This window comes from Sideroxydans lithotrophicus ES-1 (assembly GCF_000025705.1).
GTDB classification, from domain to species: Bacteria; Pseudomonadota; Gammaproteobacteria; order Burkholderiales; family Gallionellaceae; genus Sideroxyarcus; species Sideroxyarcus lithotrophicus.
The window spans coordinates 1,160,631-1,182,723 of sequence record NC_013959.1 but is presented as its reverse complement, the minus strand read 5'-3'; the positions used below and the strand labels follow the sequence as shown (position 1 = coordinate 1,182,723).

Here is a 22,093-nt window from a genome sequence, read left to right as displayed (position 1 = left end):
CTGACGATACATCGCTGCATGACTGACGATCCGGACGCTTGTCGAGTGTCCGCCTGCCGTAAGAAACCATTTAATTATGTCGACATAATTAAAATTACTTGCACTTTTTTGCCATTTTGATGCTATTGTTTCGCCAGATTGTCGACAATCGGAGAGATTCGATGCTGATCAAAGTACCAGAGCAAGCCACACTTGCCGACGTTGCAACGCACCGCCTGGCGCAAAGCATCGTCACCGGCGAGCTGGCCCAGGGGCAAAAATTGAACGAGGCCGAACTGGCCGAGCGCTTCGGCATGGGGCGCGGCCCCTTGCGCGAAGCACTGCGTCATCTCGAAGGCATGCGCCTGGTCAAACGCATCCCCAATGCCGGAGCGCGTGTGGTGGTGCTTGACCGCAAGACGCTCTCCGACCTGTATGCGGTGCGCGAAGCATTGGAAGGCATGGCTTGCCGTATCGCCGCGACGCAGATGAGCGACGACGAGATCGCCCAGTTGAGCGCCCTGCTCGACCGGCACGAGGAACAGATCAAGAAGCAAGGCGGCAAGGTGTATGCGCAGAGCGAGGGCGACCTCGACTTCCACTACCAGATCGCGCGCGGCAGCCGCAACCAGATGCTGATGGACATGCTGGGCAGCGAGCAATACCAGCTGCTGCGCATGTGCCGCTACCGCACCAGCCGCAACGCGCAACGCACCAAACCCGCACTGCAACAGCACCGCCAGATCGTGGATGCGCTGGCGCACCGCGACGGCGAACTGGCCGAGCTGCTGATGCGCCGCCACATCCAGGGTGCCTGGCACAGCATCAGCGAGATGATCGACAAGGAGGAAGCGGCATGATTTTGCTTAGCCGTCATTCCGGCGCAGGCCGGAATCCAGCGAATCAAACAATTCCGCGTAGCGGGCAAAACCCAACTGCATGTTGAATAACTGCACTGGATTCCGGCCTGCGCCGGAATGACGAAGTTTTGAGTTTAGTGGAGAAAAAATAATGAAGCCGGTAACACTCACCCCAGGCAACAAGCTGCGCCGCGCGGTAGCGGAGAACTCACCGCTGCAAGTCGTCGGCGCCGTCACCGCCTATTGCGGCATCCTGGCGCAGAAAAGCGGACACAAGGCGCTGTACCTTTCCGGCGGCGGCGTGGCGGCTTCCTCGCTGGGCATACCCGACCTCGGCATCACCACGCTGCATGACGTGTGCGAAGACGCCCGCCGCATCACCGCCGCCAGCGACCTGCCGCTGCTGGTGGACATCGACACCGGCTGGGGCGGCGCCTTCAACATCGCCCGCGCCACGCGCGAAGTGGCGCAGGCTGGCGCGGCCGGTTTCCATATCGAGGACCAGGTGATGCAGAAACGCTGCGGCCATCGCCCGAACAAGGCCATCGTCAGCCAGGGCGAGATGGTGGATCGCGTGAAGGCCGCCGTGGACGCGCGCAGCGACGAGAGCTTCGTGATCATGGCGCGGACCGATGCGCTGGCCGTGGAAGGCATGCAGTCCGCAATCGATCGCGCGCAAGCCTGCGTGGAAGCCGGTGCCGACATGATCTTTCCCGAGGCGATGACCAAACTGGAGCAATACGCCGAATTCACCAAGGCCGTGAAAGTGCCGGTGCTGGCGAACATCACCGAGTTCGGCGCCACGCCGCTGTTCACCACGACCGAGCTTGCGGGCGTAGGGATCAAGCTGGTGCTGTACCCGCTTTCCGCCTACCGCGCGATGAGCAAGGCGGCGCTGAATGTATACCAGCACATCCTCGCCGACGGCACGCAGCAGCAAGTGGTGGACACGATGCAGACGCGCATGGAGCTTTACGACTACCTCGGCTACCACGCCTACGAGCAGCAGCTCGACCGGCTGTTTGCCGAAAAAGGCAGCGAATGACGATTTACTCCCTTCTCCCGCAGGCGGGAGAAGGGTTGGGGATGAGGGTCTGCGCGCGCAAGCCAAATTGGATTCAACACAACGCCCCTCACCCCTATCCCCCTCCCGCTTGCGGGAGAGGGATTAGATGAAAGACATTTGATTGAATTGAAGGGAGCAAAACATGGCAGAAGAACCAACCGCATTCAAGCCGAAAAAATCAGTAGCCCTCTCCGGCACCGTCGCGGGCAATACCGCGGTCTGCACTGTCGGGCGCACCGGTAACGATCTGCACTATCGAGGCTATGACATCCTTGATTTCGCCGAGACGGCCGAGTTCGAGGAGATCGCCCACCTGCTGATCCACGGCACTTTGCCAAACGCCTCCCAGCTGAAAGCCTACAAGGCCAAGTTGAGAAAGCTGCGCGGTCTGCCGCAGCCGGTGAAGCAGGCGCTGGAAGCGATACCTGCCAACGCCCACCCGATGGATGTGATGCGCAGCGGCTGTTCGATACTGGGCACCTGCGAACAGGAGCCGGAAGCGCATGATCCGGCCAAGACCCGCGAATTGCTCGACCGCCTGCTGGCCAGCTTCGGTTCGATGCTGGTGTACTGGTATCACTTCAGCACCTCTGGCCGCCGCATCGAAGTGGAGACGGACGACGACTCCATCGGCGGACACTTCCTGCACTTGTTGCACGGCAAGCCGGCCCCGGCCTCGTGGGTGCGCGCCATGCACACTTCGCTGATCCTGTATGCCGAGCATGAGTTCAATGCTTCCACCTTTACCGCGCGCGTCATCGCCGGCACCAACTCCGACCTGTATTCCTGCATCACCGGCGCGATCGGCGCACTGCGCGGGCCCAAGCACGGCGGCGCCAACGAGGAGGCGTTCCGTATCCAGAGCCGCTACAGGAACGCCGACGAGGCGGAAGCGGACATCCGCGAGCGCGTGGGTCGCAAGGAGATCGTCATCGGCTTCGGCCACCCGGTCTACACCATCGCCGATCCGCGCAACGAGGTGATCAAGCGTGTGGCAAGACAGCTGGCGCAGGAGAAAGGCGAGATGCGTTTGTTCGATATCGCCGCAAGGCTGGAGACCGTGATGTGGGACCTGAAGAAGATGTTCCCCAACCTCGACTGGTTCTCCGCCGTGTCGTACCACATGATGGGCGTGCCGACCAACATGTTCACGCCGCTGTTCGTGATCTCGCGCGTGACCGGCTGGGGCGCGCACGTGATGGAACAGCGCGCCGACGGCAAGATCATCCGCCCGAGCGCGAACTACACCGGGCCGGAGAATCTGGCCTGGGTGCCAATTGAAAAACGTTAATCCTGAGGAAAATAAATGAGTGCCAATGTAGACATGAACGACCGCCCCGCTCCCGACCAGGTGCTGGTGGACATCGCGCAGTACGTCTGCCGCATGGAGATCCGCTCGGAAGAAGCGTACGACACCGCGCGCAACTGCCTGATCGACACGCTGGGCTGCGGCCTGCTGGCACTGCGCTTCCCCGAGTGCACCAAGCACCTCGGCCCGCTGGTACCCGGCACCACGGTGCGCCACGGCGCGCGCGTGCCCGGCACTTCGCACGAACTCGACCCGGTCAAGGCTGCGTGGGACATCGGCGCGATGATCCGCTGGCTGGACTACAACGACACCTGGCTGGCGGCAGAATGGGGACACCCGTCCGACAACCTGGGCGGCATCCTCGCCGTGGCCGATTACCTCAGCCGCTGCCGCGTGGCGGAAGGCAAGCCGCCGCTGAACATGCGCTACGTGCTGATCGCGATGATCAAGGCGCACGAGATCCAGGGCGTGCTGGCACTGGAGAACAGCTTCAACCGCGTCGGCCTCGACCACGTCATCCTGGTGAAGGTGGCGTCGGCCGCAGTGGTGACGCGCCTGCTCGGCGGCACCGAGGAGCAGGTGATCGATGCGCTGTCGCAGGCTTTCGTCGATGGCCAGTCGCTGCGCACCTACCGCCACGCGCCGAACGCCGGCTCGCGCAAATCCTGGGCGGCAGGCGATGCCACTTCGCGCGCGGTACGCCTGGCGATGATGACGATGAAGGGCGAGATGGGCATCCCCGGCGTGCTGACCGCACCGCAGTGGGGCTTTTACGACGTTCTGTTCAGCAAGACCAACAAGGACCAGAAACTGAAGCCGGAGGAACAGCGCCGCTTCTCGCTGCCGCAACCTTACGGCAGCTACGTGATGGAGAACGTGCTGTTCAAGATCTCCTTCCCCGCCGAATTCCATTCGCAGACCGCATGCGAAGCCGCGGTGCGCCTGCACCCGCAGGTGAAAGACAGGTTGCAGGACATCAGCAGGATCGTCATCACCACGCACGAATCGGCCATCCGCATCATCTCCAAGGTCGGCCCGCTGGCCAATCCGGCCGACCGCGACCACTGCCTCCAGTACATGGTGGCGGTGCCGCTGGCATTCGGCGACCTGGTGGCGGAACACTACGAGGACGGTTTCCATGCGGCCAATCCGATCATCGACGTACTGCGCGACAAGATGGAGGTCGTGGAAGATCCGCGTTACAGCCGCGAATACCTGGAGGCGGACAAGCGCTCCATCGCCAACGCCATCCAGATATTCTTCAAGGACGGCAGCAGCACCGAGAAGGTCGCGGTGGAATATCCGATCGGCCATCGCCGCCGCCGCGCCGAGGGCATCCCGGTGCTGGAACAGAAGTTCCTGAACAACCTGCGCACACGCTTCCCGGAACAGCGTTGCCAGCAGATCATGGCGCTGTGCCTGGACAAGAAGAAACTGGAAGCGACGCCGGTGAACGAGTTCATGGAGATGTTCGTGATCAATTAAGGGAGTACCGTCATTCCGGCACAAGCCGGAATCCAGCAAGTCAAACAATCCTGCGCAGCAAACAAAACCTGCTGATGCCCGCTTCGCGGAAATATTGAATCGACTGGATTCCGGCCTGCGCCGGAATGACCACCAAAAGGAAGGGAGAGTCGAAATGAGCTACCAGACAGAGTATGACCGTTCGATGCAGGATCCGGAGGGCTTCTGGCGCAAGCAGGCCGAAGCGCTGGAGTGGTACAGGTTCCCTCAACAGATATTGCACACGGATGCCGACGGCATCGGCCACTGGTTCGCCGACGGCGAGATGAACACGGCCTACATGGCGCTCGATCATCACGTGAAGAACGGGCGCGGCGACCAGGTTGCGATCATCTATGACTCCCCCGTCACCGACACCAGAAAGCAGTACACCTATGCCGAACTGACCGATGCGGTGGCTCGCACGGCGGGCATGCTGGCCGACCTGGGCGTGGTCAAAGGCGACCGCGTCATTATCTACATGCCGATGATCCCGGAAGCCGTCATCGCCATGCTGGCGGTGGCACGGCTGGGTGCGATCCACTCGGTGGTGTTCGGCGGTTTTGCGCCGCCAGAACTGGCAGTGCGCATCGACGATGCCAAACCCAAGGTCATCCTCACCGCCTCCTGCGGCATCGAAGTGAAGCGCGTCATCGAATACAAACCGCTGCTCGACAAGGCGTTCGACCTGGCCAGACACAAGCCGCAAAGCTGCGTCATCTACCAGCGGCCACAGGCGACATCCCAGCTGACTGCAGGACGCGACCACGACTGGAACTCGCTGCTGGCGCAGGCAAAGCCCGTCGGCTGTACGCCGGTGAAGGGTAGCGACCCGCTCTACATCCTCTACACCTCCGGCACTACCGGCAAACCCAAGGGCGTGGTGCGCGAGAACGGCGGTCATGCCGTCGCGCTCAACTACAGCATGAAGGCCATCTATAACGTCGAACATGGCGACGTGTTCTGGGCAGCCTCCGACGTGGGCTGGGTGGTTGGGCATTCTTATATCGTCTACGGCCCGCTGCTGCACGGCTGCACCACGGTGGTGTACGAAGGCAAGCCCATCATGACGCCGGATGCTGGCGCGCTGTGGCGCGTCATCTCCGAATACGGCGTCAAGTCGTTCTTCACCGCCCCGACCGCATTCCGCGCGGTGAAGAAGGAAGACCCGGAAGCGAAGCTGATGGCGGATTACGACCTGTCGAAGCTGCAGGTGATCTTCTCCGCCGGCGAACGGCTCGACCCGCCGACGCAGCAGTGGCTCACCGAGAAGAGCGGCAAGACGGTGGTGGACCACTGGTGGCAGACCGAGACCGGCTGGGGCATCACTGCCAACCTGTGGGGTGTGGAACCCAAGCCGGTGAAGCTGGGCTCTTCCACGCTGCCCACCCCTGGCTTCGATGTGCGCATCCTGGACGAGAGCGGCAAGCAGCTCGCGCGCAACGAACAGGGTTACATCGCACTCAAGCTGCCGCTGCCGCCTTCCTGCCTTAACCGCGTGTGGGGCGACGACAACAAGTTCCGCGACAGTTATCTGCAGTTCCTGCCCGGCTACTACACCACGGGCGACGGCGGCTATATCGATGAGGATGGCTATGTGTTCGTGATGGGGCGCGTGGACGATGTGATCAACGTCGCCGGACACCGGCTGTCGACCGGAGAGATCGAGGAAGTCGTCGCCGCCCACCCATCGGTGGCGGAATGCGCGGTCATCGCGCGCGACGACGAGCTCAAGGGACAAGTGCCGATGGGCCTGGTGGTGCTGAAATCCGGCGCGAGCATCGGCGAGGAAGCGCTGCAAAAGGAACTGGTCGCCCGCATCCGCGACAATATCGGTGCGATCGCCTGCTACAAGGATACGGTGATCCTGAAACGGCTACCCAAGACGCGCTCCGGCAAGACGCTGCGCAAGACGCTGAACAAGATCGTCAACGGACAGGAATACCAGGTGCCGTCGACCATCGACGATCCCGGTGTGATTCCGGAGATCATCGAGACCCTGCGCAGCAAGGGATACGCCAAGTAGCTTCAGACGAGCCTGTCCCCCACCTTGGCCACGGCATACCATGCGTTCAGCTCGGCTGCGCTGCGGCCCTTGCTCCACGCAGCGACATCCGCCTCGCCGATCGGCGCATAAGGTCCGTGTTTCACTTCGAAGATCACCGCTCCTTCGTCGCGCGACAACACGGCATGCCAGCCGTCGGCAGGGATCTCCACCACGCTGACATCCTCGCCCAGCACGGCGCGCTCGATGACCTTGCCTGCGTCGTCGAACACCAGCACGGTGAAGCGGCCGCGCAAGGCGGTCAACACCTCCCAGGTGTGCGGATGGCGATGCGGCAGGATCAGTGTGTCCGGCTCCATGGCGATGGCGAGGCGCTGGATGGGGTCGCTGAGTTCCTGATGCAGGTTGGAATTGGCGCGCAAGCGCGGTGATAGGCTGGCTTGCTGGCCGAGTGAGGCCAGGTCGGCCGATGTCAGTTTCTTCAAAATGGTTCTCCAGTTAACGTAAAACTCGCGCAGCGAATCGTTTGCCCTTTCTCCCGCGTGCGGGGGAAAGCAGGATAGGAAACGGGAGCGGCACACTTGCCGCGCCCGTCAGGGGCGAAATTCTCTCATGCTTTTACCGGATGCCAACAAACAGATAGAATCCGGGCCCATGCCCTCCTTCACGAATCACTTGCGTCTAATCTGCATCGCTGCCGCGCTTTGCCTGCATACGCCGGCCACATTTGCGGCAGAGACGCATACCGAGGAGTCCCATGTTGAAGATGCCAAGTCTGGCGACGTGAGCAAGACCGAAGTGGTGTTCGAAGCCTCGCCCTACTACACCAACGTCGACTTGAACGTGCCGCTCACCAAAGAGGCCATCCCCACCATCACTTCCGACAGCGAGAGCGTGATCTACCGCGATCTCATCAAAGGCTCGCTCATACCGCGCTACATGGTGCTGGAGGCCAGCGTCTACCCGACTCCCTGGCTGAGCTCCTACATCAAGTCGCATTCGACCAATCTCTACCGGCAATTCGAGATCGGGAACACCGGCATCAACCTGCTCGAATCCGCCACGGTCGGTTTCCAGGAACCCTGGGCGGTGTCCGCCTTCTTCGGCAACGTGGCGAAACTGAATCGCCCCAAGGAACAGCGCCAGGGCAACAATTACGGCTACACCGGCTATCTGTTCAGTGCGGGCAACAAGCATATCAAGAGCAACATGCTCGTCCCGGACGACTGGTACGAATTCGAATGGAAGATCAAGGGCAACATCGACTACCCGGACGAGAAGCTCTCATGGAGCTTCCGCGTGGGCGGACACTTCAACACCAACAAGGATGTCAACGATGTGACCTATGTCAGCCTGCACCGCAGCAACCTCGACCTGCGCTACCCGTTCCTGGCATGGCTGGAGAACGCCAATTACGATCTGCGCATGCATTTCCTGCAGCGCGGCGCAAAGATGGTGCGGCTGGAACTGATCGCCGGAAAGAAGTTCCCGATAAGCGGATGGAGGTACACGCCGACAGTGGACGTCGGCGTGGTCTGGAGCAGCCCGGACGAATATTCCGGCGCACTCAGGGACATGCGCAACAACACGACCACGCTGGTGTTCCGACCCTCCATCGAGTTCTGACAAGCCGCACTGCAGGACAGATGCGCCGGGGTGATTGAACGTGGTCGAAAATACCTGGCCGGGCCGCATGACGGCCATTGAAGTACAGTTCCTTCCATGGCGACTCCACAGGACGATGTCTTCCCGCCGGAAGAATTGATAACATGGCCGGGACAGCATCCATCACCTGCAATACCGGAGGCACGCCAGATCGGGAGAATCAGGAAATGAAGTTCCGCGCCATCTTTCGCAGTGTTCAGCCATACATCTCCGCACTGGCAGTCATTGCCACGGCTGCGGCACTCGTTTTTGCCATCTACTTCACCGAGCTTGGCATGCAGTGGATCACTTTCCTGGGCGGCGTGCTGGTGGCCGCCATTCTTGCGGAAGCGACCCGGGTCTCGCGCCTGGAATGGATAGCGACCAGGCGCTCGGCACAATTGTCCGCGCTAAAAGACAAGCTCGAACACCAGACCCAGCTCCGCAAAAGAGCCGAGGAAGCGATCGCACTCAGCAGGCCTCGCTTGCAACTGATCGATGATGTTCTGACCACCATGGTTGCGCTGATCGATGCCGAAGGGAATTGCCGCTATCACAACCGGGCATTCATGGAATGGCTGCATCTGCGGCCTGACCAGATACACGGCCAGCACATACGCAAGATCCTGGGTTCCAGCGTGTACCAGGAATCGGCGACCTCGGTCCGCCAGGCCCTGGACGGTCATCATGTGCAATACGAGCGGATGCAGAAGATGCCTGATGGTGCGGTCTACCGCTTGCTGGTCGAGCACATTCCGCAATTCGGCGAGGATGGAAAAGTCAGCGGCTTCTTCATGCTGATCGACGACATCACCTCTCCGGGAGATGTGCAACTGGCCGGCACGAACAAACCTGAAGAACAGCCGCATGCCGGTAGCAAGGACGCTGCTTTCATTCGAGAAGGCTCCCCCAGTCAGGATTCCTTTGTGGATTCGTTCTCCGAACAGGTCATCGGGCAGAAGGATGCGAACCATATCAAGGCGGCGATCGAAAAAGGAGCGTTCCGCCTGTTCTGCCAGCTCATCACGCCCCTGCCATCCGGTTCCAGCGAGCCTGAGCATTACGAGATCCTGGTTCGCCTGATCGAAGAGGAGGAAGGCATGATGCCGCCGGGCGCATTCTTCCCGCTTGCCGAGAAATACGGCTTGATGCCGCACCTGGATCGATGGGTCGTGCAGCATGTGGCCGAATGGGCCTCGCATCTGAACCCGTCGGACGAAAGGCAGAAGAACTCGCTGTTCTTCATCAATCTGGCTGACGCAACGATCAGCGACCACAGTTTTCCGGAATTCCTCCAACTGACGCTGATGGAATACGGCGTACCCGGTGCCGCGCTGTGTTTCGAGATTCCCAGCACCGAGCTCACCTTGCGGCCAGTGGCCGTCGCCGAGTTCGCGCAAAGGGTCAGGCAGGCAGGCTGCCAGCTCGCGATCAGCGGCTTCGGCCACGACCGGATATCGTTCGACTTGATCCGCGGCTTCCGGGTAGAGTTCCTGAAGATCGACGGCAACATCATCTTCAACATCCTGCGCGATCCCGTGGAGCTGGCCAAGATCATCGCCATCGATCGCGTAGCCAAATCGATCGGCGTGAAAACGATCGCGGAGCTGGTCGAGAACGAAGAGACCATCGCCAAGCTGAGAGAAGTCGGCATCGATTATGCACAGGGATTTGGCATCTCCAGACCGAGACCGCTATCGGAATAATCCGGCGAGCCCCCCGGCAGAAATTGCTCCCGGATTTAGAATCGCGGTTAGGCTATTAATGCTGGCACTTTGGAGTAAGATAAATATCGAGCGGTACCGAACGAAGATGCCGCACAAGAATAATCCGCGCTGATCGAACGACAAGGCCAGCCGGGAGAATCGCAGAAGCAATCGAATACTGGACAACGATAATCATTCGATCGGCATTTCTGCTGTTGGCATAAAGTGTGACGCATAAAGGGGTGGTTATGCTGAATCTATGCAAAGCGTTTCTGTATGCCATGGCCATTTCGCTGGCTGTCCCGAATGCAGCGCAAGCTTCAGAACTCAAGCCACTCATCCTCGGCGTCCATCCTTATCTGCCCCACGACGAACTCATCTCCCGCTTCACCCCCCTGGCAAATTACATCGCCGACACCATCGGTCGACCGGTAGAGGTGCGTGTCGGCCGGGACTACGCCGAACACATCAAGGCCATCGGCAACGACACTATCGATATCGCCTATATGGGACCGTCCCCATATGTGGAGATGGTGGAAAGATACGGAAGAAAACCGCTGCTGGCACGACAGGTGATCAATGGCAACCCTTACCTGAAGGGCGAGATCATCGTCCGACAGGACAGTCCACTCAAAACACTTGCCGACTTGAAAGGGAAATGCTTCCTGTTCGGCGATATCAATTCGACGATGAGCTACATCATGCCCCAGCATATGCTCGAGCATGCCGGGGTTCCATTAAGCCGCCTTGGCAGCTACAAGTTCCTTGAAGGCCACAAGAATGTCGCGTTGGCGGTGCTTTCCGGCACGTGCGACGCGGGCGCAGTGAAGCAGGAAGTATTTCAGGAATTCGAGCCCAAGGGCCTGCGGGCCCTGGCCGAATTGCCACTGGTCGTCGATCATCTGTTTGTTACAAGCGGCAAGCTTCCTGCTCCACTGGTGCGCAAATTGCGCAAGGCGTTCATTGCACTGAACGGACTCCCCGAAGGCAGGCAGATCATGACCAGCATCCACCCCGACATGACCGCCTTGGTGCCGCCCAAAGACCACGACTACGACAGCCTGCGCACTTTGATGAAATCGAAACCTTCATCGGGACACTGAACCTTCATGAACCCCACCATCCGACTTCAGACGTATCCATGGACATCCCTGTTCATATTATTGGTGGTGCTAGGCGCCATTTCGGCAGTCGCGATCCAGAGTAAATTCGACGATGACCTGAAGTTCGCACATACGTCGGCAACGCAGCAATTGCAGCTGATCTCCACTGTGATCTCTTCGGAACTCAATCACGGGAACTACCAGAATATCGGCCCCCTGTTCGACCACTGGGCAAAAGCGGATGCGAGCATCGTCGAATTGCAACTCGTCTCCGCCAACGGTTTCAAGATCGCGGAATACCTGCGATTCTCGCCAGACAGGCACATCCTCGAACTTGACGAGCCCATCTCGTACTCCTATCGCGAAGAAGCCACAGCTCGTATTCGCGTCAGCCTGGAGCCTGTCTATCGGCGCCAGGCAAGATTCATCGCGCAATTCGCCGGGATATTCCTGGCTTTCTCCATATTGGCCGCACTCCTGCTTTACTTCGCCTTGCAAAGCAAAAAGGAGTCTTCCAGGGCCAGGCGCATAACCAGGCTGTACAGTGCGTTGAGCGAGATCAATCAGGCTATCGTGCGCATGGAGCAGGAAGAACAGCTCTTCCCCCTGGTATGCCGTTGCGCTGTCAAATTCGGCGGGATGAACATGGCCTGGGTCGCGCAGGTCGACAAGGAAAGCAAGCTGCTGCTCCCGGCTGCAAGTTACGGAGCCGGGCAGGACTACCTGGACGGGATCGTCATCTCGCCCCTTGCAGATGTGCCCGAAGGCCGCGGCCCGGTCGGGGTGGCTTTTCGCGAGAACCACCCCGTCATCATCAACGACTCCTCCAATGATCCTGATTTCGCCCCCTGGCAGAACCGCGCATCAGAACAAGGCTGGCATTCGATTGCGGCATTCCCGATCCCGAGAGGCGGAAGACCCTTTGCCGTCTTGTCGGTTTACCATCAACACATCGACGCATTCGACGGCGAATCGATTGCGCTGCTGGATGAAATGTCGCGGGATATATCCTTCTCACTGGATAACTTCGATCGGGAAGTACAACGAAAAGCAGCGGAACAATCCCTGCAACTGGCGGCCTCGATCTACGAAAACAGCAGTGAAGGCATGATGATCACCGACGCCGACAACCTGATCATGGCCATCAATCCCGCATTCACCAGGATCACCGGCTATGCCATGGAGGACGTGATCGGGAAGAATCCCGGCATCCTGAAATCGGGCCGCCACGACATGGACTTCTATCAGGCCATGTGGAACGAGATCTTAGGCACCGGCAAGTGGATAGGAGAGATATGGGATCGCCGCAAGAGCGGCGAGGTCTACCCCAAATGGTTGACCATCAATACCGTCTTCAACGATGACGGCAAGGTGCATCATCGGATCGCACTGTTCACGGATATCTCCCAGAAAAAGGAATCGGAAGAATTGATCTGGCGACAAGCCAACTTCGATCACCTGACCGGCCTGCCCAACTGGAGGATGTTTCATGACCGCCTGGAACAGGAGATCAAGAAATCCCGCCGGGTCGAGTTGCCGCTGGCAGTCGTATTCCTCGATCTTGACCACTTCAAGGAGGTGAATGACACCATGGGCCATGCCACAGGCGATTTGCTGCTGAAAGAAGCTGCACTGCGCCTGTCGAGTTGTGTTCGCGAATCCGACACGGTCGCGCGGCTTGGGGGAGACGAGTTTGCACTTCTCCTGGGCGAACTGAGCGACCAGGACAGCATCGAGCGGGTCAACGAATGCATACTGAATAAATTCTCGGCACCATTCCAGCTGGGCAACGAGCTGGCCTATATATCGGTCAGTATTGGTGTCACGATTTACCCATCCGATGCAACGGAGATCGAAGCCCTGCTCAGGAATGCCGACCAGGCGATGTATGCGGCAAAAAATTCCGGTCGCAACCGCTCCTGCTACTACACCCAAGCCATGCAGTCGGTCGCGCAGAACCGCATGAGTTTGTCCAATGATCTACACAAGGCCCTGGCCCAAGACCAGTTCAGGCTGGTATACCAGCCCATAGTAGAACTTGAGACCGGCTCGATACACAAAGCCGAAGCCCTGATACGCTGGCAACACCCAAACCGAGGTCTGGTCAGTCCTGCCGACTTCATTCCTATCGCAGAACAAAGCGGACTGATCATTCAGATCGGTGACTGGGTATTCCGCCAGGCCGCGAATCAGGTGAAACACTGGCGTGGCGCTTATGGGAAGGATATCCAGATCAGCATAAACAAGTCACCGGTTCAATTCAAAAGCGATTCAAATACCCATCTGGCATGGTTTGAACATCTGAAAGAACTTGACTTGTCCGGAGGCTGCTTCGCAATTGAAATCACTGAAAGCCTGCTGATGGATGCCAGCGACACCATCGTGAGCAAGCTCATGGCTTTCGGGAATATCGGCATGCAGGTCGCACTCGATGATTTCGGAACAGGATATTCCTCGCTCTCGTATCTGAAGAAATTCGATATCGATTACATCAAGATCGACCAGTCCTTCGTGCGCAATCTCGCCCCCGATTCCAGCGACCTTGCGCTTTGTGAGGCCATGATCATGATGGCCCACAAGCTTGGCATCAAGGTGATTGCCGAGGGCGTGGAAACCAGCGAACAACGCGACCTGTTGAGAACGGCAGGATGCGACTACGGGCAGGGCTATCTGTTCTCCAGACCGCTATCCACAGAGGATTTTGAAGGTCTGGTGTGGAATGCCAGTTTGTATCGTTCCGAATAGACCGACTACGCAACATCTCATCTATAGTGCATTGGAATACGGATGGATGGGTCTGTTACATTGACGATCGAAAAATGTTGGCATGAAGGCCCTGCAGGTGTATTAACATGGGCCATAGCTAGCAGAACGATTACCTGCTGAAACAATACTATTTTGATCATGCCTCCCTCAGCTCCTGAAACACTGCGCTTGCGCATCGTGATGGTCACAGTCTTCGGACTGGGCCTGGCGATTCAAGCGCTGAGCCTGCTGGCGGGGGATCTTGATAAGCATGTATTCCTGCGCAGCCTGCCAGTACATGGTGCGATCGAAATGGCCGGATCCGTCATCGCCGCGATGGTTGCCTATCTGCTGCTGCGCCTGCATGCGATTGGCGAGGGAAGCAGTTTCAACCACCAGATCGCTGCTGCCCTGCTGGCCATGAGCGGCCTGGATGGCTTGCACGCCATGATGCCCGACGGCGAGTCATTCGTCTGGCTGCATAGCCTGGCAACTGCCTTTGGCGGCCTGTTGTTCGCGATGATCTGGCTGCCGGGGCACTGGTTCAAGCCGGTCATGAGGCACTGGCCCTTGAATGCCTTTTTGATGGCAGCTGCCATGGGGATTTACTCCATCCTCCAGCCCGGCCAGATACCGCAGATGCTTGCGTCGGGACAGTTCACGCAAGCGGCCGTGATAATGAACATCGGCGGCGGCTTGTTCCTGCTGTTGGCTGCGGTAAAGCTATTTCTCACCTATCGCCATTCGGCAAAATCCGAAGACCTGCTGTTCTTCTTCCAGTGCCTGATCCTTGCCTCTGCTGCCATCACGTTCATGCAGTCCAGCATTTGGGATATGCCCTGGTGGGGATGGCATATGCAACGCCTGGCGGGTTACACATTGACGTTATGGCTGGTCGTTAAAACTGCAAAAACCATCGAAGGAAAGACGCTGCTGAGCAATCGGCTGCTGAAGCAGCAGATCGAAGATCGCAAGCAGGCAGAGAACCAGTTGCGCATCGCTGCTACCGCATTCGAGACCCATGAGGCCATCATGATCACCGATGCCCATGCCAACATCATTCGCGTCAACCAGGCATTCCAGAATATCACCGGCTACAGTCCGGAAGATGTGATCGGAAAAAACCCGCGCGTGCTGAGTTCCGGCCGCCAGGGCAGCGAGTTCTATGCCGCGATGTGGAAGCGATTGCTGGGCTCGGGTTCCTGGACGGGCGAGATATGGGACAAGCGCAAGAACGGCGAAGTCTATCCGAAATGGCTGACCATCACCGCCGTCAAGGATAATGAAGGTGTGACCACCGAATACGTCGCCATCTTCAGCGACATCACCCTGCGCAAACACGCAGAAGAAGAGATCTACACGCTCGCCTTCTACGACTCCCTGACCAAACTGCCCAATCGACGCCACCTGCTGGACCGCATCAATCAGGCACGATCGATATCGGCGCGCAGCAATCATTACGGCGCATTGCTCTTCCTCGACATGGACCGTTTCAAGATCCTTAACGATACACTGGGCCATGATTACGGTGACCTGTTCCTGGTCGAGGTATCAAGACGCATGCGCAACTGCGTGCGCGACATGGACACTGTGGCGCGCATCGGCGGCGATGAATTCGTGGTGCTGATCGAAGAGATCGGCACCGACAACGAGGAAGTGTCCACCAAGGTCGCGTTGATCGCCGAAAAGATCCGCGCGGCACTGACTGAGCCATATCTGCTCAAGGATAAAGAGCACCACAGCTCGCCGAGCATAGGCGTGTGCCTGTATCTCGGTAACGAGGAATCGGTGGATACCCTGCTCAGACACGCAGACCTGGCCATGTACCAGGCCAAGGAATCGGGACGCAACGGTGTGCGCTTCTTCGATCCCGCCATGCAACTCGCAGTAGAGACCCGCGCCGCGCTCGAGGCCGACATGCGCCACGCAGTTACCGGCAAACAACTGCGGTTGTATTACCAGATCCAGCTGACAAGCGATCACCGTCCGTTGGGTGCAGAAGCTTTGATCCGCTGGATGCATCCAGTGCGCGGTCTGGTTTCCCCGGCCCAATTCATCCCCATCGCAGAGGAAAGCTCCCTGATCCTGGAGATCGGCCATTGGGTGCTCGAAACCGCCTGCAAGCAACTGGTGCTCTGGAGCAAACATGAACGAACACGCAATCTGATATTGGCGATCAATGTAAGTGCCCAGCAATTCAACAAGCATGACTTCGTGGACACCGTTTCGACGCTGCTGCATCTCCACCAGCTCAACCCCAATCGCCTGAAACTCGAACTGACAGAAAGCGTGGTGCTGAGCGATGTGGCCGACGTGGTAAGCAAGATGCATGCGTTGAAGGCATTGGGCGTCAAGCTGGCACTGGATGATTTCGGCACCGGCTATTCATCGCTGTCCTACCTGAAACAACTGCCGCTGGATCAGATCAAGATCGACCGCAGTTTTGTCAGCGATGTCACGACCGACCCCAGCGATGCGGTGATGGTGCAGACCATCATCAACCTGGCCCACAACTTCCGCATGAATGTGATCGCGGAAGGTGTCGAGACAGAGGATCAGCTCAACTTCCTCAAGCAGAACGGCTGCATGGCATACCAGGGTTTCCTGTTCGGAAAACCGATGCCGATCGACGAGTTCGAGGCACTACTGGGGCAAACTCAGACACTTGCATAAGCGACCTCTTTCCCGCAATGCAAAAGGCCCCGCGAAAACGCGAGGCCTTTTTGTTGGTGGGTCGTGCGGGGATCGAACCTGCGACAAACGGATTAAGAGTCCGCTGCTCTACCAGCTGAGCTAACGACCCGGAAGAGGCGCGCATTTTATGCGAGCAGCCGGAATTGTCAAGGCTAATGTGCCCGCCCTCACCCCTTTGAATGGCGTTGCAACGCCCATTCGACATGCTCGCGCACCAGGCTGGACGGGTGTTGCGAGCGTGTCTGCAAAGCAGCCATCACTTCCGGCGTAGCGTAGGCATTGCCCAGCGCCACGGCGATGTTGCGCAGCCATTGTTCGTAACCGATCCGATGGATGGCGCTGCCGGCCAGTCTGGCGTGGAAGGTCGGTTCATCCCAGGCGAAGAGCTCGGCGAGGGTGGCGTTGTCGAGTCCGTTGCGCACTGCGAAATCCGGTTCCATGGTCTTCTGCGCGAAACGGTTCCAGGGGCAGACCAGTTGGCAGTCGTCGCAGCCGTAGATGCGGTTGCCGATGAGCGGGCGCAGTTCGGTCGGGATACTGCCCTTGAGTTCGATCGTGAGGTAGGAGATGCAGCGTCGGGCATCGAGCCGATAAGGCGCAGTGATGGCCTGCGTCGGGCATATGTCCAGGCAGGCGCTGCAGGTGCCGCAATGGTTTTCCTGCTCAGCTTCCACCGGCAGGGGCAGGTCGACGAATATCTCGCCGAGAAAGAACCATGAGCCCTGCTCGCGCGACAGCAGCAGCGTGTGCTTGCCGCGCCAGCCCAGACGCGCTTTTTGCGCCAGTTCCACTTCGAGCACCGGTGCGCTGTCGGTGAACACGCGGCATTGGCAACCGGTCTCGTCGCGCAGCTGTTGCGCCAGTTTCTCCAGGCGGTTGCGCAATACCTTGTGATAGTCGCGCCCCAGGGCATAGCGCGAGACGAACGCGCTGCCCCCATCGGCCAGCACTTCGTGCGTGTCTTTGGCGTTTTCCGGATAGTAGTTCATGCGCACGGAGATGACGCGCAAGGTGCCCGGCACAAGTTCCGCCGGGCGCGCGCGTCTGGTGCCATGTTTTGCCATATAATCCATCGCGCCGTGATGACCGTCTGCGAGCCATTGCAGCAGATGCGCTTCTGCAACATCGAGGTGTGTGTCGCTGATGCCCACCGCCTGAAATCCGAGCGCATTGCCCCACGCTTTGATGCGCGCGGCAAGCGCGTCGTAATCCGTTTGAGGTGTCCCGTTTTGCATGAACCGAATCATAGCCGAAGTGGTGTAAGCAAGCATTCTGCCGCCAGGCGGGAACTCGCAATAAACCTGCCCGACGAGGCCGCCACGACGGCCTTTGCAGCCCGGCTCGCGCGTGCCTTGCAACCCGGCCTGGTGATCTATCTGCGCGGAAATCTTGGAGCGGGCAAGACGACTCTGGTGCGTGCATTGCTGCAGGGCCTGGGATATGCAGGACTCGTGAAAAGCCCGACCTACACCTTGATTGAACGCTACGATGTAGCTGGGTTACACTTGCGCCACTTCGATCTGTATCGCTTTCGCGATGCCGAAGAATGGGAGGATTCCGGGTTTCGTGATGAGTTCGACGGTCGCAATATTTGTCTGGTGGAGTGGCCGGAGCAGGCCACAGGACTCTTGCCCCCCGCAGATATCAGCCTCACCTTCGAGATACTTCAGGATGGACGCGAACTCCTGCTCCATGCCTACACCGATGCAGGACAGAGATGCTTGAGCGCGCTTTAAGACTCACTGCCCTGCTGTGCCTGCTGTGGATACATACTGCCTTTGCCGGGATCGCCGTCAGCGCGGCACGCATCTGGCCGGCGCAGGACTACACCCGCCTCACGCTGGAATCGAAACAACCCATCCTCTACAACCTGTTCACCCTTTCGAATCCCGAGCGGCTGGTCATCGATCTTGAAGACATAGACATCACCCCCGCGCTGAACGAGCTTTCCGGCAAGATCGGCAAGGACGACCCCTACATCAAAAGTGTGCGCGTCGGCCGCTTCAAGGCCGGCGTGGTACGGCTGGTACTCGACCTCAAGGCACAGGTCAAACCGCAGCTGTTCAGTCTGCAGCCGGTCGGCGACTACGGCTATCGCCTGGTGCTGGATGTCTACCCCTTGGTTGCAGTAGACCCGTTGATGCAGCTTGCCCAGCAAGGCGAAACCAAACTCGCCGCCAGCGAACCCGCCGCGGCAACCAGCAGCGTCGACGCAGTACCGGCCAATCCGTCTCTGGCGATGCCCTCCGAACCTGTTGCCAAGCCCATGCCGCCGGCGCGCACCGAATTCAGCAACCGCGTGCTGCTCATCGCCGTGGATGCCGGCCACGGCGGTGAAGACCCGGGCGCGCGCGGACGGCGCGGCACGCACGAAAAGGACGTGACCCTCGCCATCGCCCGCAAGCTGAAGGCGCAGATCGACGATACGCCGGGCATGCGCGCCATCCTCATCCGCGACGGCGATTACTTCATCCCGTTGGGCATGCGCGTGGAAAAAGCACGCAAGGCACATGCCGACCTGTTCGTCTCCATCCATGCCGACGCTTTCGTCAGGTCCAGCGCTCACGGCTCTTCGGTGTTCGCACTGTCCGAACACGGCGCGACCAGCGCCAGTGCGCGCTGGCTGGCGAAAAAGGAAAACGAGGCCGACCTCATCGGCGGCGTGAATCTTGCGGTCAAGGATCCCTACCTGGCACGCACCCTGCTCGACCTGTCGCAGACCGCCACCATCACCGACAGCCTGAAGCTCGCCAGGCAGGTGCTGCGGGAACTCGGCGGCGTCAACTCCTTGCATCGCGGCCACGTCGAGCAGGCCGGCTTTGCCGTGCTGAAATCGCCCGACACCCCTTCAATACTGGTGGAGACTGCCTTCATCAGCAATCCGAAAGAAGAACTCAAGCTGAAAGACGAGGGATATCAGGAGAAGATTGCACAGGCCATCCTGGGTGGGCTCAAGCACTACTTCGCCCTGAATCCGGCGCTGTCAAAGCCCAGGATGGCGCAGAGCGACTGAGGTACAGAGCGGGATACGGAACAAGCATCCATGTCAATGCGTGATCAGTAATTCCGCCAAGCAACTGATCACTCAACCAGCATCCACAAGAGATTTCATTTTCATCAGGGAATTCCGGTTTGAAAACACCATCGCTGATAAAACGTTTTTCCCTCCGCCGGTTTACCCGCCTCATGCTTGGGCTTACATTGTTTGCAGCTGCCCTGATAGTACTGCCCAGAATATTTCCAAAACCTCCTCTATTAGCGCATACACCGTCGTCCATTGCCGTCTACGATGCTCGACAACATCTCCTGCGACTGACTCTTTCCGGTGACGAACAATATCGGCTGCTGTTGCCATTATCGGGTGTGAATCCGGCGTTGCCGGAAGCAATCTCGCTTTATGAAGATCGCTGGTTCCGCTGGCATCCTGGATTCAATCCGTGGTCTTTATTGCGCGCCGGATTTTCCACTGCCACTGGCCAGCGTCGCATGGGTGGCTCCACGATAACCATGCAACTTGCACGCCATCTCTATCATCTGGACACGCGAACCATCCCGGGCAAAATGCAACAGATCATACGTGCCGTCCAGCTGGAACTGTTTTATACCAAGGACGAAATCCTTGAGGCATACATAAACCTGGCTCCCTATGGCGGCAATGTGGAAGGTGTCGCAGCAGCCAGTCTCATCTACTTCGGCAAGCGTGCTGAAAAACTGTCTTTGGAAGAAGCATTGACCTTGGCCGTAATCCCGCAAAATCCTTTACATCGCGCGCCCTCCCAACCGGAACTGACCGGTGCCCGCGACCGGCTTTTTTCACAGTGGTGTCAGATCCACCCGGAAGCAACAAGAGAAGCTGATTTGCTCCATCTCCCGGTTCAGGTACGCAGCACCAAAAACCTCCCATTCCTGGCGCCCCATTTTGTCGGGGAATTGCTGGTGGCACATCCCGCGCAACACGAGCTGGTCAGTACCCTTGATCTCCGGCTGCAGCGCCTGATGGAGCGCCACCTGCATTCCTATATCGAACGGCAGAAGCGCATCGGGGTCAGTAATGCGGCTGCCCTGCTGATAGATACGCGCGACATGGGAATAAAGGCCGCCGTCGGTTCTGCTGATTTCTTTGATGCTGCCATCAGCGGGCAGGTCAGCGCATTAACAGCCAAGCGCTCGCCGGGTTCCACTCTCAAACCGTTCATCTACGCTCTGGCCATAGACCAGGGGTTGATCCATCCGATGACCGTGCTTAAGGATAGCTCACAATCCTTCGGCAGCTACACACCGGAAAATTTTGACGGTCGTTTTATCGGCCCCCTCACGGCAACGGAAGCGCTCAACCGCAGCCGCAACCTGCCGGCCATTGCGCTGGCGTCCAGACTCGACAAACCCAACCTGTACGACTTCCTGCAAGCTGCGGGCGTCAGCCATATGGCACCCGAAAATCACTACGGGCTGGCGCTGGTACTCGGTGGTGGCGAGGTCAGCATGGAAGAACTGGTGCAGTTGTATGCCATGCTCGCCAACCACGGCAACCTGCGCCAGCTGCGCACACTGGAACAGGAAAAACCCGACGCGGGAACCCGACTGCTGTCCGATGAAGCCGCGTTCATGGTGCTCGATATGCTGCGTCAAAATCAGCGGCCTGACATGGCCATCGCCAGCGGGGCTTTGACCAACCTGCCGGTGCACTGGAAGACCGGAACTTCAAACGGATTCCGCGATGCGTGGACCGTCGGGGTCTTTGGACCTTACGTCCTTGCCGTATGGGCGGGAAATTTTGACAACACTCCCAATCCGGCGCTGGTCGGCATACAGATGGCCGCACCGTTATTCTTCGAACTGGTGAATTCGATCAATTCCGCACAGCCCAATCTGCATTCGATGCTGTTACAAACACCGTCCAATCTCATGCGGGTCGATGTTTGCGCGGCATCTGGCGACTTGCCCAATGCGGACTGCCCGCAACTTGCACAGACCTGGTTCATTCCCGGCAAGTCACCGATACGCGTCAGCACCCTGCACCGCAAACTGGTCATCGATAAAGCCACGGGCCTGATCGCGTGTCCGCCATACCTGCCGGGGCATACCCGCACCGAGGTGTTCGAGTTCTGGACTTCAGACATGCTGGATATTTTCCGCCAGGCCGGATTGCCGCGCCGAGTGCCGCCAGCTCATATGCCGCGCTGTGCCAGCGCTACAGATGATGGCGGCATTGCACCGCAGATCACCTCGCCGTTGCGCGGTGTGACCTATACCCTGCGTCTGTCCAGGGTGGAAGAACAGAGCATCTCGTTGCAGGCAACGGTGGATGCGGGCGCCAGCGAGGTTTACTGGTTTGCCGGGGAACAGTATCTTGGCAAGACACCGCGCGGCAAAACCCTGACGTGGTCTCCGTCAGGACCCGGTCACTATGTGTTGCGTGCAGTAGACGACACCGGGCGCTCGGACTCGAGAGAAACAACCATCAGCATCGCGCAGTAGA

Annotated in this window: 15 protein-coding genes and 1 tRNA gene; 13 read left to right on the top strand and 3 right to left on the bottom strand. The window is 58.9% G+C overall.

Annotated elements, in window-relative coordinates; genetic code table 11:
* The first annotated feature begins 161 nt into the window (after positions 1-161).
* From SLIT_RS05935 to SLIT_RS05915, 5 genes are all read left to right on the top strand, one after another.
* The gene (locus SLIT_RS05935; protein WP_013029327.1) at positions 162-839 is read left to right on the top strand and encodes a GntR family transcriptional regulator; all 678 of its coding nucleotides are present in this window, start codon (positions 162-164) and stop codon (positions 837-839) included.
* A gap of 151 nt (positions 840-990) precedes the next feature.
* Entirely contained in the window at positions 991-1,884 is an 894-nt protein-coding gene (prpB, locus tag SLIT_RS05930) for a methylisocitrate lyase (protein ID WP_013029326.1), read from the top strand.
* Positions 1,885-2,047: 163 nt separating this feature from the next.
* A complete protein-coding gene (gene prpC / locus SLIT_RS05925; RefSeq protein WP_013029325.1) occupies positions 2,048-3,196 on the top strand; it encodes a bifunctional 2-methylcitrate synthase/citrate synthase in 1,149 nt (382 codons plus the stop codon).
* A 15-nt stretch (positions 3,197-3,211) separates the two neighbouring features.
* The gene (locus SLIT_RS05920) at positions 3,212-4,699 is read left to right on the top strand and encodes a bifunctional 2-methylcitrate dehydratase/aconitate hydratase (protein ID WP_013029324.1); all 1,488 of its coding nucleotides are present in this window, start codon (positions 3,212-3,214) and stop codon (positions 4,697-4,699) included.
* A gap of 154 nt (positions 4,700-4,853) precedes the next feature.
* Positions 4,854-6,743, top strand: coding sequence for a propionyl-CoA synthetase (locus SLIT_RS05915; RefSeq protein ID WP_013029323.1), 1,890 nt, complete (start codon positions 4,854-4,856; stop codon positions 6,741-6,743).
* Between the two features lie 2 nt (positions 6,744-6,745).
* Here the strand turns inward: SLIT_RS05915 and SLIT_RS05910 are convergent, their stop codons facing one another.
* The gene (locus tag SLIT_RS05910; RefSeq protein ID WP_013029322.1) at positions 6,746-7,207 is read right to left on the bottom strand and encodes a WbuC family cupin fold metalloprotein; all 462 of its coding nucleotides are present in this window, start codon (positions 7,205-7,207) and stop codon (positions 6,746-6,748) included.
* A 169-nt stretch (positions 7,208-7,376) separates the two neighbouring features.
* On the opposite strand from SLIT_RS05910, the gene SLIT_RS05905 reads away from it, so the two are divergent.
* The 5 genes from SLIT_RS05905 (at position 7,377) to SLIT_RS05885 (ending at position 16,593) form a co-directional block, all read left to right on the top strand.
* A complete protein-coding gene (locus SLIT_RS05905) occupies positions 7,377-8,348 on the top strand; it encodes a hypothetical protein (protein WP_150102951.1) in 972 nt (323 codons plus the stop codon).
* 143 nt (positions 8,349-8,491) lie between these two features.
* Positions 8,492-10,072 carry an EAL domain-containing protein gene (locus SLIT_RS05900; protein WP_223293831.1) on the top strand — a complete coding sequence of 527 codons (1,581 nt, stop codon included), beginning with the start codon at positions 8,492-8,494 and terminating at the stop codon, positions 10,070-10,072.
* Positions 10,073-10,320: 248 nt separating this feature from the next.
* The gene (phnD, locus tag SLIT_RS15125) at positions 10,321-11,175 is read left to right on the top strand and encodes a phosphate/phosphite/phosphonate ABC transporter substrate-binding protein (RefSeq protein ID WP_013029319.1); all 855 of its coding nucleotides are present in this window, start codon (positions 10,321-10,323) and stop codon (positions 11,173-11,175) included.
* Between the two features lie 6 nt (positions 11,176-11,181).
* Positions 11,182-13,920, top strand: coding sequence for a putative bifunctional diguanylate cyclase/phosphodiesterase (locus tag SLIT_RS15120; RefSeq protein ID WP_013029318.1), 2,739 nt, complete (start codon positions 11,182-11,184; stop codon positions 13,918-13,920).
* Positions 13,921-14,079: 159 nt separating this feature from the next.
* A complete protein-coding gene (locus SLIT_RS05885) occupies positions 14,080-16,593 on the top strand; it encodes a bifunctional diguanylate cyclase/phosphodiesterase (RefSeq protein ID WP_013029317.1) in 2,514 nt (837 codons plus the stop codon).
* A 54-nt stretch (positions 16,594-16,647) separates the two neighbouring features.
* Here the strand turns inward: SLIT_RS05885 and SLIT_RS05880 are convergent.
* Positions 16,648-16,723, bottom strand: a tRNA-Lys gene (locus SLIT_RS05880).
* A 58-nt stretch (positions 16,724-16,781) separates the two neighbouring features.
* Positions 16,782-17,849 carry a tRNA epoxyqueuosine(34) reductase QueG gene (queG, locus tag SLIT_RS05875; RefSeq protein ID WP_041421083.1) on the bottom strand — a complete coding sequence of 356 codons (1,068 nt, stop codon included), beginning with the start codon at positions 17,847-17,849 and terminating at the stop codon, positions 16,782-16,784.
* On the opposite strand from queG, the gene tsaE reads away from it, so the two are divergent.
* From tsaE to pbpC, 3 genes are all read left to right on the top strand, one after another.
* Positions 17,844-18,350 carry a tRNA (adenosine(37)-N6)-threonylcarbamoyltransferase complex ATPase subunit type 1 TsaE gene (gene tsaE / locus SLIT_RS05870; RefSeq protein ID WP_083775011.1) on the top strand — a complete coding sequence of 169 codons (507 nt, stop codon included), beginning with the start codon at positions 17,844-17,846 and terminating at the stop codon, positions 18,348-18,350. The two genes, queG and tsaE, sit on opposite strands and share 6 nt — an antisense overlap.
* On the top strand, positions 18,332-19,627 hold the full coding sequence (locus SLIT_RS05865; RefSeq protein ID WP_013029314.1) for an N-acetylmuramoyl-L-alanine amidase: 1,296 nt from the start codon (positions 18,332-18,334) through the stop codon (positions 19,625-19,627). The genes tsaE and SLIT_RS05865 overlap by 19 nt, the downstream gene beginning before the upstream one ends.
* Positions 19,628-19,800: 173 nt before the next feature.
* Positions 19,801-22,092, top strand: coding sequence for a penicillin-binding protein 1C (gene pbpC, locus SLIT_RS05860; RefSeq protein ID WP_049870959.1), 2,292 nt, complete (start codon positions 19,801-19,803; stop codon positions 22,090-22,092).
* Position 22,093 lies beyond the last annotated feature (1 nt).